This is a genomic window from Microcoleus sp. A003_D6 (assembly GCF_036702825.1).
Lineage (GTDB): Bacteria > Cyanobacteriota > Cyanobacteriia > Cyanobacteriales > Microcoleaceae > Microcoleus.
The window spans coordinates 1-16,481 of sequence record NZ_JAUBWA010000034.1; the positions used below are offsets into that span (position 1 = coordinate 1).

14 protein-coding genes and 2 pseudogenes are annotated in these 16,481 nt (G+C 46.5%); 5 read left to right on the top strand and 11 right to left on the bottom strand.

Features of this window, described 5'->3' with window-relative positions:
- Positions 1-83: 83 nt before the first annotated feature.
- The 8 genes and pseudogenes from QUB70_RS11875 to QUB70_RS11905 all read right to left on the bottom strand — a co-directional run bounded on the left by QUB70_RS11875 (position 84) and on the right by QUB70_RS11905 (position 7,936).
- Entirely contained in the window at positions 84-2,246 is a 2,163-nt protein-coding gene (locus QUB70_RS11875) for a DUF4394 domain-containing protein (protein WP_332980492.1), read from the bottom strand.
- 236 nt (positions 2,247-2,482) lie between these two features.
- A pseudogene (locus QUB70_RS11880) lies at positions 2,483-3,746 on the bottom strand (RNA-guided endonuclease InsQ/TnpB family protein); the annotation flags it as partial.
- 451 nt (positions 3,747-4,197) lie between these two features.
- On the bottom strand, positions 4,198-4,539 hold the full coding sequence (locus QUB70_RS11885) for a hypothetical protein (protein ID WP_332980494.1): 342 nt from the start codon (positions 4,537-4,539) through the stop codon (positions 4,198-4,200).
- A 353-nt stretch (positions 4,540-4,892) separates the two neighbouring features.
- Entirely contained in the window at positions 4,893-5,054 is a 162-nt protein-coding gene (locus QUB70_RS11890; protein WP_332980495.1) for a hypothetical protein, read from the bottom strand.
- Positions 5,039-5,252: pseudogene (locus tag QUB70_RS32680) on the bottom strand (IS630 family transposase); the annotation flags it as partial. The pseudogene QUB70_RS32680 and the gene QUB70_RS11890, both read right to left, overlap by 16 nt.
- Positions 5,253-5,525: 273 nt before the next feature.
- Positions 5,526-5,912: a hypothetical protein gene (locus tag QUB70_RS11895; protein WP_332980497.1), complete on the bottom strand. Its 387-nt coding sequence runs from the start codon at positions 5,910-5,912 to the stop codon at positions 5,526-5,528.
- Between the two features lie 308 nt (positions 5,913-6,220).
- The gene (locus QUB70_RS11900; protein WP_332980498.1) at positions 6,221-7,111 is read right to left on the bottom strand and encodes an ABC transporter permease; all 891 of its coding nucleotides are present in this window, start codon (positions 7,109-7,111) and stop codon (positions 6,221-6,223) included.
- Positions 7,112-7,198: 87 nt separating this feature from the next.
- The gene (locus QUB70_RS11905) at positions 7,199-7,936 is read right to left on the bottom strand and encodes a Uma2 family endonuclease (RefSeq protein WP_332980500.1); all 738 of its coding nucleotides are present in this window, start codon (positions 7,934-7,936) and stop codon (positions 7,199-7,201) included.
- Between the two features lie 269 nt (positions 7,937-8,205).
- Between QUB70_RS11905 and QUB70_RS11910 the strand changes: the two genes are divergently transcribed.
- Positions 8,206-9,141: an SEC-C domain-containing protein gene (locus QUB70_RS11910; protein ID WP_332980501.1), complete on the top strand. Its 936-nt coding sequence runs from the start codon at positions 8,206-8,208 to the stop codon at positions 9,139-9,141.
- 184 nt (positions 9,142-9,325) lie between these two features.
- Positions 9,326-9,940, top strand: a complete 615-nt coding sequence (locus QUB70_RS11915; RefSeq protein WP_332980502.1) for a Uma2 family endonuclease — start codon at positions 9,326-9,328, stop codon at positions 9,938-9,940.
- Between the two features lie 244 nt (positions 9,941-10,184).
- On the opposite strand, the gene QUB70_RS11920 is transcribed toward QUB70_RS11915, so the two are convergent.
- Complete coding sequence (locus QUB70_RS11920; RefSeq protein WP_332980505.1) at positions 10,185-11,207, bottom strand: ABC transporter ATP-binding protein; 1,023 nt, start codon at positions 11,205-11,207, stop codon at positions 10,185-10,187.
- 81 nt (positions 11,208-11,288) lie between these two features.
- Between QUB70_RS11920 and QUB70_RS32685 the strand changes: the two genes are divergently transcribed.
- Positions 11,289-11,465: a hypothetical protein gene (locus QUB70_RS32685; protein WP_442927772.1), complete on the top strand. Its 177-nt coding sequence runs from the start codon at positions 11,289-11,291 to the stop codon at positions 11,463-11,465.
- A 207-nt stretch (positions 11,466-11,672) separates the two neighbouring features.
- Here the strand turns inward: QUB70_RS32685 and QUB70_RS11925 are convergent, their stop codons facing one another.
- Complete coding sequence (locus QUB70_RS11925; RefSeq protein ID WP_015175516.1) at positions 11,673-11,861, bottom strand: hypothetical protein; 189 nt, start codon at positions 11,859-11,861, stop codon at positions 11,673-11,675.
- Positions 11,862-12,042: 181 nt separating this feature from the next.
- Here QUB70_RS11925 and QUB70_RS11930 point away from each other — a divergent pair, with 181 nt between their 5' ends.
- Complete coding sequence (locus QUB70_RS11930; protein ID WP_332980508.1) at positions 12,043-12,204, top strand: hypothetical protein; 162 nt, start codon at positions 12,043-12,045, stop codon at positions 12,202-12,204.
- 119 nt (positions 12,205-12,323) lie between these two features.
- Here QUB70_RS11930 and QUB70_RS11935 read toward each other — a convergent pair whose 3' ends face one another.
- Positions 12,324-13,247 carry a histone deacetylase family protein gene (locus QUB70_RS11935; RefSeq protein WP_332980509.1) on the bottom strand — a complete coding sequence of 308 codons (924 nt, stop codon included), beginning with the start codon at positions 13,245-13,247 and terminating at the stop codon, positions 12,324-12,326.
- A gap of 396 nt (positions 13,248-13,643) precedes the next feature.
- Between QUB70_RS11935 and gyrA the strand changes: the two genes are divergently transcribed.
- Positions 13,644-16,355, top strand: a complete 2,712-nt coding sequence (gene gyrA / locus QUB70_RS11940; protein ID WP_332980511.1) for a DNA gyrase subunit A — start codon at positions 13,644-13,646, stop codon at positions 16,353-16,355.
- Positions 16,356-16,481 lie beyond the last annotated feature (126 nt).

Below are 16,481 nucleotides of genomic sequence, written 5' to 3' on the forward strand. Positions count from 1 at the left end.
TTCCTTCTTCCTTCTTCCTTCTTCCTTCTTCCTTCTTCCTTCTTCCTTCTTCCTTCTTCCTTCTTCCTTCTTCCTTCCCCTATTTAAATCAAAGTCAGTGCCAAAGCTTTAAATCCCCTGCCGTCGCCAATTTGACCGACAATCGAAGCCCGACCGGTCGTCAAATTGATATTGTACAAGCTGGAAACTCCGGCAACCTCGATCGCAGCCAAGGCCGTCTCGTTACCGCCAACACTCCTGACATCAAAGCCGAGAACGGTACCAGCATCAATTCCCAAAGATCCGATCGTATTCAACACCCCATTATTCGGCGGATCTTGCCGCACCAAAACGTCAGAATTGCTGTCAATTGCAAACAGCGTTGTCGAATTTGCCCCGGCAAAGTTATTCACATAGGCAGCCCCCGCACCTCCAGGAGAATTGCCAAAATTGCGATCGCCCGCAGCATAAGCCAAATTCCCGTCGAGTTGAATTCCCCCCGTCAGCGTGTCAGCATCGACAATTGCCCCCGTATCCGGGTTGAGGCGGGCGTTTTGACCGGCTTGATTGACAAACCGAATTCGATCGACTGTCGGATTGAAATCAAAACCCGCAGCCCCCGGAGTCAGCGGCACAGCAAACTGCCCGCTACCGACTTGACTTGCAGCCCCAGTCACCGGATCGATCGCGTACAAGCGATTGGTAGAACCCACACCGTAAAGCACACCGTTAGCGGGGCGAAAATCAATCCCCAGCAAACTTTCTCCCGGCTGCAACCCCGTAACTGCCGCATCGCTGAGAATCGCCCGCGGTGCCGCCTCGTTAAAACCGACAATTGTTTCAGCGCCATTTCTGACAGTTAAGGCGTAAGCTGTAGGCAAAGGCAAAGCCAAACCGTTAATCTGTCTCCCGTCGGCAATTTGACCTACAAAGGAAGCTTGACCGCTACTTAAATTGATATTGTACAAGCCCGAAACGCCCCCGACTTCCAGTGCCGCCACTGCCACCTCGCGGCCGCCAATACTTCTGATATCAAAGCCGAGAATGCTAGTTGCATCAACTCCCAAAGATCCGATCGTATTCAACACTCCATTATTCGGCGGATCTTGCCTCACCAAAACGTCAGAATTGCTGTCAATTACAAACAGCGTCGTCGAAGTTGCCCCCGCAAAATTGTTCGTGTACGCAGCAGCAGCAGCCCCCGGAGTTGACCCAAAATTGCTATCGCCCGTGCGGTAAGCCAAATTCCCGTCGAGTTGAATTCCCCCCGCCAGCGTGTCAAAATCCACAAGTGCCCCGTTATCCGGGTTGAGGCGGGCGTTTTGACCGGCTTCATTGACAAACCGAATTCGATCGACTGTCGGATTGAAATCAAAACCCGCAGCCCCCGGAGTTAGAGGAACAGCAAACTGCCCGCTACCGACTGCACTTGCTTCCCCAGTCATCGGATTGACAGTATACAAGCGATTGCTAGAACTCACACCGTAAAGCACACCGTTAGCGGGGCGATAATCAATTCCCAGCAAACTTTCTCCCGCTTGCAATCCAGTCACGGGCAAATCTGAGATCGCACTTCCCGGATTGGAAAGACTAAAACCGACAATCCGATTAGCAGGAGTTAAAGCATAAGCCGTTGTCCGCGCTGGAGGCGGGGGGGTGGGAACAATGCTGCTAATATTATTAGTGAAACTTGCCTGGTTAATCGCGCTTTGTCTCACGCCTCTGAGAGTAGCGAAAAATTCTCCTGTCACCCGGTCTTGAATAACAGTATCGTTTCCAGCTTCCAGAATATTCAAATCGCTAAAACTGACACCTTCGCCCAAACCGATTAAATCTGTACCGACTGTAAAATCGGCGATCGCGTCAGCACTTGCCAAACTAACACCGCCGCTGGTACGGAAAGGGTCAGCCTCAACGTAGCGCCTCAAAACAAATAAGTCTGCCCCGTCTCCGCCTATCAGGATATCAGTATCTCTATCCCCCAACAAAACATCATTTCCCGAGTTTCCAGAGATAGAATCGCTGCCTTTTCCGCCAAATAAAAAGTCGCTTTCTTCGCCGCCATTAACTGTATCGCTACCTAAATCCCCAAATAGCGAATCTCTCCCGGAATTTCCATCTACTGAATCGCTGTCTTTCCCGCCAAAAATGCTGTCATTGCCTGAATTTCCAGCAATTGCATCATTGCCCATCAAACCAAAAATCAAATCATTTTCTGGAGTTCCTGCAAGCGCGTCTGCTTGTGCAGTGCCTCTAATTTCTGCCACGATCCAATCCCTCTCTAAATTTTACACTCCCGCCGCCTTTAGGCAACAGGATTCTCAGTACAAAATTTCCCAAATTCGCAGCAACGGCTAATTTGACCGAAATATTTTAGGCCTGAGGAGCCAATTTTACCAAAAATATTGTACGCAGCTAAAATAAAAAATAAATCCGCCTCCAGAGATAGATATATAAAGTCGCCCCAGATACAGATATAGCTGGTAAAACTATAGTCATTTATTGCAATGACATGGGAGGCGTCAGCCCTCCCCTTTCTGTTTTACTTTGAGCGGATTAACCCGCATTGGCCCAACTACACAGCTCCCTATCCCATCGCACAAGGCATTTGGGATTGCTTTTGAGAGAATGTTGTACGAAGCATTCACATCAGAATTGATTAACCGACCCGTCGATGTTTTGTACAATCCTCGCGAGATCCGTTTTCCAGTGAACACAGGCTCTTTTTCGGTTTTTCCATAAACAGGAATTGGGTCTAATCCCACAAAATTTGCTCTGGATGTGTAGGATTCCTCCTGTACAATTACCGTGATTCCTACCAGCCGAGCTTTGTATTCTAACATCTCAATTAATCGAGAGTGAGGAATGCTGACGAAATTTTGGTTGGTTTGTTTACCTAGATTGATATCGGTTTTCCACTGTGCATTTTTGCCGATGACTAGCGTTCCAATTTGGTGATGAACCAAATGGTCAATAATCACACGACTAGCATGATGCAAGTAATTATCAACTTTCTGATTGCGACAGCGAGTTAATCGCTGAATTCTGGGTGAGGTTTGACGATTTCCTTTTAACTGGGATTGCAATCGGGATTTGCGTTTATTGTAGAACTGGTTAATCGATTTTAATGGTCGCCCGTTAATCAACAAAGGGATAAATCCCGGTTGATTTGAAGTTAGCGCTACTAAATTGTCCAGCCCTAAATCAATACTAGCTACAGAGTTGGCATTGCTGATGGTGGACTCCGGTTCATCGTAAATTACCTCAATTACATAGGAATCGCATTTCGGAACCAGTCTAACTTGACAAATCTGGCTGGGATTGAGCCGGGTTTTAATTGAAAGTTCAGTGCCAGAAAGTTTAATAATTCCTTTTTTTAGGAATTTGCTGCTAATTGCTTGAATTGTGTAGACGAGAATGTTTCGCCCTTTAGTTTTATCTTTGTACTTTGGCAGTTTCGGGCGACCAGTGAATTTAGTAGAGTCAGCTTTGTAAGCTTTAACGGCTTCAAAAAACGATTTCCAATTCTTGTCTAAAACCATTAAGATTTGCTGACTTACTTTGGCAGGCATTGCCTTATAAGCTTCGTGAGACTTCATCAAGCGATTCATTTCGTTGTAGCCGATATAGCCCCATCCATAAATAAAGCTCTGACGAATGACGTAATTGGCGGCATTGTAGAGATTTTTGGACAAAAAAGCTAGTTCGTCTATTTGGGCGAAACGGTGTTCCGTCGATTTAATGATGTGCCTCTCTGTTAGCTGCATTTGAGACTTCCGTTCTTTGAGCTGTGCGTATTCCTTGTTCAACATTCATAGCGATATGATACCATTATTGTTTATAATTGCTTATAAACTCAATGAAGTTTTACAATACCCGCCGATACTCGACAGTTGGCTGTATAACCAGGGGTGCAGACAGCGCAACTGCAAACCCCAAGCTGAACTTTTAGCGGTGCGAATTTATGAAACCTTGTACTGCGTTCATCAGTAATATACGCTAAATCTCTAATTTTGGATCTGTACAGTCAGAAATTATTTTTTAAATTTAACAGGAGTTACACATAGGAGTCCAGAAACCGGGTTTTTTACGCCCGCGTGCGGGCTGCAACGCATCTTTTCGTAAAAAACCCGGTTTCTCTGGTTGGAGTGCCTAAGTCTCGATCGTGTAAAAATTACACCCTTGCGTAAGTCCGATCCTTCTCCTTCCCCTGCTTTTTCAAGCTTTCAGCAGTGCTTTAGAAGCTGATTTCCCTGCAATTTTCAGTTGCGATCGCAATTTGAGGTTCAACAACACCAAGACACTCCACTGACTGAGTATGGAGAACAAAATCGTATTTCCTGACGCGGCTGTCAAAGGCGACGCAAACCAAAATCTCGGGAATATTGCAGATAACCAGAGAATAGGAGCTTTTTCTGGGGAGAGGGAGAGCAGCCCTAAAATTAGAGGTGGCAAGAAAATAGCGCTGCCGACAGTGCCTGCTGCCCAAATTTCGTGATTTCTGGTTTTTGTAAACAGGAATAGTTGGGTGATAACTGCGTAAATCAGGATCGGATTCATGAAAAGAAATAAAGATCCAAATGCGTTTGACTCAATAGACCTCTTGCAAAAATAACTAGGACGGGCAAGATGCCCATCCCACAAAAAACATTTTCCTTGTGGAACGGGCCGGAGAGCCCGTTCCAAAATTTGATTAAAAGGACTTTTGCAAGAGGTCTAATTTTTTCAAGCAGCATCCAAGGCGCTAGCATTGTTACGCATTTAAACCACCGGGCGGGGCCTGTAGGGTGCGTCAGAAGCGAACACTTACGCTTACAAGGGAAACGAGAAAGGAGCCGTGGCACCCTACAATACTATTTTAAATGCGTAACAGCTTAAGCTGTTCTGCATTTAAATTGTCTGTCAAAAAACAATCAAACTCTTGTGGGGTGGGCTTCTAGCCCGCCCCGAATATGCAATTTAAATGCGCGACAGCTTAGCATTGTTACAGAGATGAAGAAATTGAGTGCGATCGCAACTACAGCCGGACTTTTTTCGCTCAAAATTAAACAGATATCTCCCAAAGAAGATGACATTCATCCTGAAACAAAACTACCAATTCACCTAATTCGATTTCATTGCGATGAGCTTCTAGCCATTGGGTCAATTCTTCTTTTTTTACCAGTTCAGGAGCAGTTTTGGGATTGCGTTTCTGAGATTTTTTCTTTTATTGAGCCAGCAGAGTCAAAAATCTTATAGTAACTCTGCCCAGAACTAAAAACAATCTCATACCGCATATTGGAAGATGGAAGGATGAAGAGTATTAATGTGGAACATTTGCAGTTTAAAGAGTTGGTCGATCCTTGCGGTTTGCTGACTCCGGGTAAAATGCGGGCGTGGTTGGAACGGGATTAAGGGCGATGGTTTGCAGATCGTTGGGCGGTTGAAACCCCTCCTTGTCAAACGAAGTCCGCACAAGGCGAGACTAATAAATAAAGATTAAAACTCGGCGGTTGAAACCGCTGCTAGACAAACGAAGTCCACTCCAAGCGGACTAAGAAAGCAATTTAAGGGACAGGGGCGGTAATTTCTGTAGGTGCGATCGCCCCTGGTGCAGGTACGGCTTGTTTTTCCAGTATTTGGCGCTGTTTGTTCCGAAATTCTGTGGCCGCCTCGTTCAAATTTTGGCGCTGTTCGGTATTAAATTCTTCCATGCTGCGGCCGTTTCCCAATCTGGATCGGTGAATTAAATCAAATATTCCGCTTCCGCTGCTGCGGCCGGAAAAAGGGTCGGTATTGTCTTGAGTTTGAAAGTCTTGCAGCGGTTGGGGGGAATTAGTTAAACCGCTGGCTTGAGCGAATGTTGCTTGAGGTGAGAAAAGAGCACAGGAGGCGATCGCGCTGACTGTTACCCGAATCATCCAATTGCCTGATTTAGAAGTTTTGATGTTCATGATTTTTTAGTTTAGCCTTCAAAAAAAACAATTATATCTAAACAATAAGCTGTTCGGCATTTAAAGGAGGATAGTAGGGTGCGTCAGTAAAGAAGCGTTTCCCATGTATAGTAAGCGTTCTAGCTGACGCACCTTACCTGGATCGTTAATGGTTTAAATGCGTAACAGCTTATTCTGATTGGCAACAAATATTGTAGCACTTCTTAAAAGTTTAGATCCGGGTAAGGACACGGCATTGCCGTGTGTCCCTACAATTGATTGATATCAAGGGCGGGCTAGAAGCCCACCCCACAGTCACCTATACCTAACTAAGCAAACCGGCGTCTCAGCAGCGGTTGAATGCTCAGCAGCGCTACCAAATCAAAGGCTAGCAATACTAACAGCGCTCCTCCAAAACTAACATTACCCCAAGGAGCGTGCATCACGACACTGGCTAGCGACCAATCGCTGTGCAGGTACAAGTAGCGAATAGGTTCGATCGCATAACTTAGAGGATTGAGAGTCACAACAACTTGCAGCCAGTCTGGCATAAACGACAGCGGCGCGAGGGCTGTGCTGGCAAATAACAGCGGCAAGTTAGTAACAAAAATTACCGCAATTAATTCTACGTGACCGGGGAGAGCAAATGCTAAACCCAGACTCAAACCGGTGACGCCCAAAACTAACAGCAGCACGATCAGGGCGATCGCCCCGAGTCCGGCAATTCCCGGCAATCCCGCGCCCAAAAACGCGCCAGCCGTAACGATTGCGCCCGTTTGGATGAAACTCAGGGTGACGATAAAAATAGCGGAAGCTAGGACGATCGAAAATCTGGAAGCCAGGGGCGCGACTAACAAGCGGTTGAGGAATCCGAATTCGCGATCGAACATAATCGGCAAACCGGCATTCAGCGCCCCTGCAAACGCAGTAAAAACGATTACACCAGCGCCGAGAAATTGCCCGTAATTCTGGCTTTCGCCGAACAAGCCAGCGGGAGCATTTTCAAACAGAGCTCCGAATAAAACCAACCACATTAGCGGCTGAATAATTCCTGCAACTAGCGTCGAGGGGCGGCGCTGCAATTGAATAAACAGGCGCTTGGTTAAGGCGAGTGTTTCTTGAATGAAGTCGCCCAGCAGGGAACTCGAAGTGTCAGCGGATGGCTTGGAGAGCGGCCGCTGCTGGTTGAGGTTGTTGGGGGATGTAACAGTACCGCTCATAATTGCTTGCGCTGATTTTGATTAAATCTAACTCTCTTTACAGTAGCAAGTCTGGAGGTATTGGTGGTGTTGGGCGGGCGATCGCCCTTACAATTGTTGGGGGTCAATCCCTTTTTCTCGCAGCAATTCTATTAAAGCTTGATAGCGCTGCTGTTCCTGTTGTCGCAGAGTGCGTTCTTCTTCTAGCTGTTGCTGAACGAGTTGTTTTTCTTGCTGTTCGCGATCGGCACGTTGGCTTTCCTGTTCTCGAAGTCGATCTAATTCTACGGAAGTGAGGAATTTGCGATCGTCTGGGCGATAAATTTCGAGGGTTTCTGGTGTCATTTGAAACCGTATGCCCAAGCGGGGGCTAACCCAACCGTTGATTTCTGGGATTTCTTCTAGGCGATCGCCCACTCGCTGAGATCCTGTAAATTCTAAGGTATCTGGGTCATAGATATAATATTCTTCTACTCCGTAGTTTTGATAGAAGAATATTTTTCGGAGCATTTCGGTGTTGTTATTTCCTGGGGATAATATTTCAAATACTACTTGAGGCGGAATATTATCTTCTTCCCATTGTTTGTAAGAACCCCTGTCTCCTTTTGGTCTGCCAAAGACTGCGAGTATATCTGGTGCTTTGCGAATTTTGTTATTGCCTTCGACGGGATACCAGAGTAAGTCACCAGCAATAAATACGTCCGGGGAAGTAGCGAATAATATTTCTAGGTTTTCCTTGATTGTAACAATCCAGCGGAATTGTTTGGTGTTGTCTGCCATTGGTTGACCGTCGCTGTCGGGGTAGATGATTTCTGGTGTTGTTTGTGGGGCGATTTGTTGTACCATGCCGTTCACCTTTTGGCTGCAATAGTTTTAATTATATCAAGTAAAATATATTATGTTAAAATTATAACAAGCTATCATTAACTCTGCTAGCTAAAAACTTGATTTACTAGGAAAATAAAGCTATGTCATCAAGGGCGATCGCCACTTTGGTCTAGATTATGGAATCTCTGCCATAAACTCTGCAATAGAGCGTCGTTGAACGCCTAACCATGATAAATTTATTTATCCACAACAATTTTTACTCTTACAAATAAACTTAGGAGCCATCAATGAGCATTAGAAAAAATTTCAAAGCTTACGATTTATGCCCTTGCGAGAGCGGAAAAAAAGCAAAGTTTTGCTGCTTGGTTAGTAAGGGAAGGTGGAATAAAGATCCTGCTCTTGTTCAAGTAAGACCTATTCCGGTAGAAGATTATGCACACCCTAAATGTTATGCCTCTTTAACTAAAAAATGCAGCACAAAAATTACTAGAGAGCATTTTATTTCACATAATATTTTGAAAGAGTTGGTATACGAGAGGGGAGTTAAAATTACTGGTGTCCCTTGGATTGATTATGAAACTTGGAAAGTCTTACCTACTGAAAGTCTTGCTTCTAAGATTTTGTGTGAAAATCACAATCAGGCATTATCTGACCTAGATGCTCAGATGGGAAGATTTTTTAGAACTATTCTAGATTTTGATGAAGACTTTAACAGGGATGATCCAAAGGAAGAACTGGCAGTATTTTCTGGTGAAGATATTGAGAAGTGGATGCTTAAAACAGTTTGTGCTATGGTAGCGTCAGGTCAACTAGCCACCCAGGGTCAAAAAATGGATGTTCCACTTAAAAGAGAATGGGTTGATATTCTTTATAACAATCATTATTGGCCAGAACATTGGGGAATGTACTTTAACGTTCCCGAAGATAGAACCATAAATATATTTAAATCAATTTCTGTACAACCATGGACTGAAGCAGGTGAATTAAAGGGGGTTGTAGTTTCAGTAAACGAGTTTAAGTTTAACCTAATCTTAGGTAAACCAGAGAATCCATGGGCTTGTGGAAGATACAGACCCCGAACCATGATATTTTCTCAAAAGGGTGTTAAAAAGTATATAGAAATTTGTTGGCAGAATAATGCTTATCAAAGCCAGGTTGATTTAACGAGAATTGGAACTACTGCTTCCGAACCACCAGACTGGGAACCATGGATGACACAGTAAGAGAGTAAATATTAAGAGTGATAAGTCGAATTATTGAAAGCAATTCAATTTTTAGCCACACGGCGACTGCTCGAAAAATTGATCTGTGAAACTGAAACCGTTTTCACGATTCCACCTGTGTTAAAACAGTATGTTAAAATGGTTGCAGAATAGTCTTAAACATTTAGAGCAATGAGATAAAACCATGACCGCAACTCCTACCAAACCTAAGCAGATGCTCAGTTTCGAGCAATTTGTCAAGCAACTTCCCGACGCAGAAGGCCGCTATGAACTTGTCAATGGAGAAATTGTGAGAATATTACCAATAAGACTGCATGAGGATGTTGCTGATTTTCTGATCAAACAATTTGATAGAGAAGCCGATCGCGTTCCGCTCAATTACAGGGTATCTGGCAGATTTATGCTGAGGACATTAACCCCCAATGGTAAAGAACAAGGCCGCCATCCTGATGTTACAGTAGTAGACAAAACCCTCTGGGAATCGCAGCCCTTCGCCTATTCAGCACTAACTGAACCACCACAATTAGTTGTAGAAGTTGTCTCAACAAATTGGGAAGATGATTATATCGACAAGCTGGATGAATATCAGCGGCTGGGAATTCCTGAATATTGGATTGTCGATTATTTAGCTTTGGGTAGCAGAAACTATTTGGGCAACCCGAAAGAGCCGACTGTGTTTGTTTACCTGCTTGATGAAAATGGCGTTTATCAAATGACTGCTTACCGAGGAACTGAGCGAATTATATCTCGAACTTTCCCAGAATTACCGCTGACAGCAGAACAAGTATTGGATGTATGATGTCAAATCCGGTTGCACCGGAATAATAGAGGAGACGGCAATGCCGTGTCCCTACCTCAAAATAATATTGTAATGTCAATAAAGGGATTTTCGATGGGGGAGGGCGGGTTTATTTGACCTGTCTGTAACCTTTAAGGCTACTCGCGAACCCGCCCCTACAGCTAATTGAGAATGGTGTAACATTTCAGTTATATCCGTTACATCCGTTACAAAATCCGTTGCCGAACTTCCCTCTTCCCTCAAATTACGATCGCATCGCCTGTTTTTGCTCAGCCTTCAAATCGCGGTTGCTAGCAGCAGCCAACTCCGCATCCAACAGCGTCTTACCAGTCGCAGCCAAATACACATCATCCAAACTCGGCCGAGATTGAGCAATCCCAAACGCAGGCAATCCCGCATTTTTCAAAGCTTGCTGAATAGTCACCAGCGCATCACTTTGCGGTGTTACTACTAAATTAAGAGAATTTCCTTGAGCCGCGTTGACAATTACTTCCTGCACAAAAGGCAAAGATTGCATCAGAGTTTTAGCTTTTTCGGCTTCTTCGATCGGCGAAAACTCCCGAATCCGCAGAGTCACCCGATCGCCCCCAACCCGATTTTTCAACTCCTCCGGCGTACCCTCAGCAATTACCGTACCCTTGTCAATAATCGCCACGCGATCGGCCAAAGCGTCAACTTCTTCGAGATAGTGACTCGTAATCAAAACCGTAGTACCTTCCTCCCGCAAGCGCCGCAGGAAATCCCACACCACCACCCGGCTTTCAATATCGAGCCCGACAGTCGGTTCGTCTAACACCAAAACATCCGGCTGGTGAAGCAACCCAGCAGCCAAGTCGAGGCGTTTGCGGATACCGCCGGAATAAGTGCCCGTCTTTTTATTTTCCCACTCCTCCAAACCGAGGAGTTTCACCATTTCGTCAATCCGCCCTTTAATCGTAGGGCGCGGCAAATGGTAAAGCGCTGCTTGCAGTTGCAAGAGTTCCCGCCCCGTCAGCACCTTATCGAGAGCAACTTCTTGGGCGACGTAGCCGAGTTTCTGTCTGGCAATTCTCGGCTGACTCACAGCAGAAATGCCAGACACTTCAATGCGTCCCCTGTCTGGCGATGTTAAAGTACAAAGTACCCGCAGGGTAGTGGTTTTGCCTGCACCGTTGGGGCCTAGCAAACCAAATATTTCCCCCGGTTCTACCTTGAAGGAAACATCTTTAACGGCTTCTACATTGCCGTAGCGTTTCTGAAGATTTTCAATTAAAACGGCGGGAGCCATATTATTTTAGGGATGAATTGGTTGTTAATATTTTGACACTTCCGGACTCAAATTGCCGGAATGTTTGGTTGAGGAATGCGAATGGCTTGTTGGGGCGGGTTTTACCAACCATCTATACCAAAAACCCATAATCTCGTAAACCCGCCCCAACGAACACGGCAAATCGCAAATTACTTCTTTGAATTTTTTGCAAAAATAATGAGTTTTGAGTTAACTGTAACTTTTCAGTTAGCTACTCAAAACTCACATTTTTTTTAAACAAGTAGAGATGCACCCGCAACCTATTATTTTATAATTATCTCTACCTATAGAGTGATGTCGATCGCGATTTTCATAATCAACTACCGTTCCCAAATACATCGAACTATCTAACCCAACATCTCACCCGCAGAAATGCCGCATATCAAAGTTTTTAACTGGCATTTTCTACTTTTAACTCCTCTACAGGGAGTAGCTGCCAGGTCTTTAATCGACAATTTTTACCCAACCGCGGCGCACGTTGTACAGCAGTCTGTTGATGATGGCATACTCATCTTCATTCAGCGTTCTTTCTAAAAGTGCGGATCTGAGCTGTCTCCGGTCGTGGCGAGTCACGACGCTGGAGAACATGACCTGACCAAATAACTCTTCGAGTGTCATTTGAGAAACTGACATGATAAACCTCCTAATTGATTGAGACAGATAAATTTTTTACATATTTATTGTAATCCTATTATGCTCTCTGGGATCGACTCCAAAGGCGATCGAAAACATTGACACGCTGTGATTTTTGGGCTAAAAACCGGTGACCGAGACTGTGATGCCAAGTGACTTGGATCTTTTTAATTTGTGATGCTTGTCACTAAAGGAAGAAGGAAGTTCGGCAACGAGCAATGTACGGGATGTAACGGATGTAACGGATATCAGGAAGTTCGGCAACGAGCAATGTACGGGATGTAACGGATGTAACGGATGTAACGGATATCAGGAAGAAGGCTGTGGGGGCGATCGGCAATGATATAAACCCAGGACACAGCACTGCCGTGTCCCGATCTCTGGTAATATTAATTCGGATGCTACCGGATTTGATGATATTACCGCTTCTCTCCGTCATTTTCCCGTCTGCCAATTTTCCAGCTAATTGAGGCATCGGTCGATCGTCGCCACAACCGACTCGGCCAACTCTTTCAGCGCGTAACCGCCCTCCAAACCAAAGGCGATGCGGCGGGTGATTTGCAGACAGTATCCGGTGAAAGTACCGAAATCTGACGGCGCTAGAGTCATGCTCGCCAGCGGATCGGAGGCTGTAGCGTCGTAACCTGCGCTGACAATCAACAAATCCGGTTCAAAGTTTGACAAAAACGGCACGACAAGAGATTCAAAGGCGCTCAGGTATTCAGCTATGCCGCCGCCCGGATACAGGGGAATGTTCAACACGTTGTCGTAGGCGCCGCGCTCATCGGCATCTCCCGTTCCCGGATAGCACGGAGATTGGTGCAGGGAACAGTAGGCAATTTGCCGGCAGTTTTCCACCAAAGATTGAGTGCCGTTACCGTGGTGCACGTCCCAGTCGAGGACGGCGACGCGGTTGATTCCCGGCTGTTCCAGGGCGTAGTGAGCGGCGATCGCAGCATTGGAAAACAAGCAAAAACCCATCGCGCGGGCGTTTTCGGCGTGGTGTCCCGGCGGCCTGGCCAGCACGAAAGCCGGCTCTGACGCAGCCAGCACCCGATCGACCCCATCGAGCCAAGCACTCGCCGCTAGCAGCGCTACGTCGTAACTTTCCGCAGAAATCGGCGTGTCGCCGTCGAGGTAGCCGCCTCCCCGATGAGCCAAATGTTCGACTTCTTTGATGTATCTTTGCGCGTGAACTTTTTTGATAGCCCCGAACAGTTTTTGTTCGCGCTGCGCCACTGGGGTGGGCTGTTGCCACTCAATTTGAGCCGCCCAGGGAGCAGCTTTCAGAGCATTCGCGATCGCCGTTAAACGTTCTGGTCGCTCTGGGTGAAGCATTCCAGTCTTGTGCAGCAAGAAATCTTCGGAGTAGATGACGGGTAGCATCGGCTGATTTTAGAGTTGATATTTTATATTTTAGATTTTCAGTTTGCTTCAATTCGGCATTCGGCTTTGTGAAATTAAAATTTCTATCTGGCAACCATTTTATTTTTTTAGATCGCAGTCAAAAAAACTCACCAAAGCATGAAATCCTTCAGCCTAAAAAAACCTTTCTAGCTTTTGCCAATTGATGACTAAATCACCAACTGCAAAATTGCCAATTCTCCTTGTTTCGTCAGTTAATTTTTCTGGCGACATTCCCATAAAGTCAAAGGCAAATTGTGATATAATTTCAGGAGTAATTTGCAATATTTGGCAGCTCTACTGAATCCAAACCGATTTTATCACATTTTTTGGATTTATAGCGGTCAAATTTAAAGTTTTAACGGAGTTTTTCAACCTATGAGTATCTCTGAGTCGCGGATAATCCCGACGGATCTGGGTGGTGAGATGTCCCGATCGTACTTAGAATACGCCATGAGCGTAATTGTCGGTCGGGCGCTACCAGATGCCAGGGACGGTCTCAAGCCCGTTCACCGACGCATTCTCTACGCCATGAACGAATTGGGCTTGACTCCCGATCGACCTTTCCGCAAATGCGCCCGCGTCGTGGGGGAAGTGCTGGGCAAGTATCACCCGCACGGAGATACAGCGGTTTATGACGCCCTGGTGCGGATGGCTCAGGATTTTTCCATGCGGGAACGCCTGATCAACGGCCACGGCAACTTCGGCTCCGTTGACAACGACCCGCCCGCTGCCATGCGGTACACCGAATGTCGCCTCACAGCCCTGACTAGCGACTCCATGCTGCGCGACATCGACTCGGAAACAGTTGATTTCGGCGACAACTTCGACGGTTCCCAGCAAGAACCCCTCGTACTCCCGGCACGCATTCCCCAAATTTTGCTCAACGGTTCCTCCGGGATTGCTGTAGGGATGGCCACCAACATTCCGCCGCACAATTTAGGCGAAATAATTGACGGTTTAGTAGCACTAATCCACAATCCAGCACTTACCGACCTGGAATTGATGCAGTACATCCCCGGCCCGGACTTTCCCACCGGAGGGCAAATTCTGGGTAGAGGCGGCATTCGCGATGCTTACACCACCGGTCGCGGTTCGATTACCATGCGCGGAGTCGCCGGCATTGAAACCATCGAACATCCGGGCCGCCCCGACAAAGAAGCAATTATTATCACCGAATTGCCTTACCAAACAAACAAGGCAGCGCTAATTGAAAAAATTGCCGAACTTGTCAACGACAAAAGATTAGATGGAATTTCCGACATTCGCGACGAAAGCGACAGAGACGGAATGCGCATCGTGATCGAACTAAAGCGCGACGCCTATCCCCGCGTCGTCCTCAACAACCTCTACAAACAAACACCCCTCCAAGCCAACTTTGGAGCCAATATGTTAGCGCTAGTAAACGGGGAACCCCAACTACTTACGCTCTCCCAATTCCTCAATGTCTTCCTAGACTTCCGCATTGAGACAATTACTCGCAGGACTCAATTTGAGCTCCGCAAAGCAGAAGAACGCGACCACCTTCTGCAAGGCTTATTAATTGCCCTAGACAACTTAGATGCAATTATTCACCTAATTCGCGCCGCTGCCGACTCTGCCGCAGCCAAACAGGAATTGATCGATAATTACGGTCTTTCCGAACAGCAATCCGACGCAATTCTGCAAATGCAGTTACGGCGTTTGACAGCCTTAGAAGCGCAAAAGATCCAGCAAGAACACGAAGAACTGCGAGCGAAAATCGCCGATTTGGAAGATATCTTAGCGCGCCGGGAACGCATCTTAGAAATCGCCGAATTTGAAGCAGTCGAAATCCAAACCAAAATCGCCACTCCCCGGCGCAGCGTCATCGAACACGCCGAAGGAGAAATCGATGAAAGAGATTTAATTGCCAACGAACAAGCAATTATTCTGATCACCGAGCAAGGCTACATAAAGCGGATGCCTGTCAGCACTTTCGAGGCCCAAAGCCGCGCTACTCGCGGTAAAGCAGGCGCGAAAATGAAAGAAGACGACGGAGTAGAACATTTCCTTTCCTGCTGCGATCATGACAGCGTTTTGTTCTTCAGCGACAGGGGCGTAGTTTACTCAGTCAAAGCTTATCAAATTCCCATCTGTTCCCGCACTGCCCGCGGCACTCCCGTGGTGCAACTGCTGCCGATTCCTATAGAAGAAAAAATCACTTCTATGGTGTCAGTCACAGAATTCACCAGCGAAGAATACTTGGTAATGTTGACTCGCGGCGGCTACATCAAGAAAACCGCACTTTCCGCTTTTGGCAACATCCGCACTAATGGATTAATTGCGATTTCTCTAGAAGAAGGCGACCAACTGCGCTGGGTGCGGAGAGCAAAAGTTGGCGACAGCATCATCATCGGCACGCGCCAAGGCATGGCAATTCATTTCCGCACCAATCACGAACAGTTGCGCCCTGTCGGCCGGGCGACGCGGGGTGTAAAATCAATGAAATTGCGATCGGGCGATGAGTTGATCAGCATGGACATTTTGCCGAGTTCAATTGTTGCCGAAATTGCTGAATTAGAAACGGGCGAATCGGAATTTGAGGGAGCAGAAATTGCTCTGTTAGAAACGGGCGAATTGGAATTTGAAGGAGCAGAAATTGCGGACTTGGAAGCTGAAGATGTGGAATTGGAAGACGAAGAATTAGAAGTGGAAGCTGAGGAAATTGAAGGCGAAGATGCCGAAGAAATTCCCACAGTTAGCAGCGAAGTTCCTTCGGTGTTGGTAATCACCACCAACGGCTACGGCAAACGGGTTCCAGTTTCTCAATTCCGCCTGCAAAGACGGGCTGGTAAGGGATTGACGGCTACTAAATTCAAGTCGAAAAAGGGCAAGGATCAGGTAGCAGCGCTGCGAATTGTCAACGAAGATGACGAATTGATGATTATTACCAACCGAGGTATTATTATCCGTCAGGCTGTGAGTGCAATTTCCACGCAATCTCGCACTGCAACGGGCGTGCGGGTGCAGCGGTTGGACGAGGATGATTCGATCGTAGCTGTGGCTTTGGTGCCGCCTGCGGGTGAAGAGTCGATCGAAGAATCGGAATCTGACGAAGCGGCAGAATAGTCATAGGTTCAATAGTCCGGACAGTTTTCAATCACCAACGGTAGAATAAGGGTTTCAGCTTCCTCAGCAGGTGAAATCTTAACGGTAGAATGCGGGTTTCAGTCGCTGCCCAAAAAACTGTCCGGA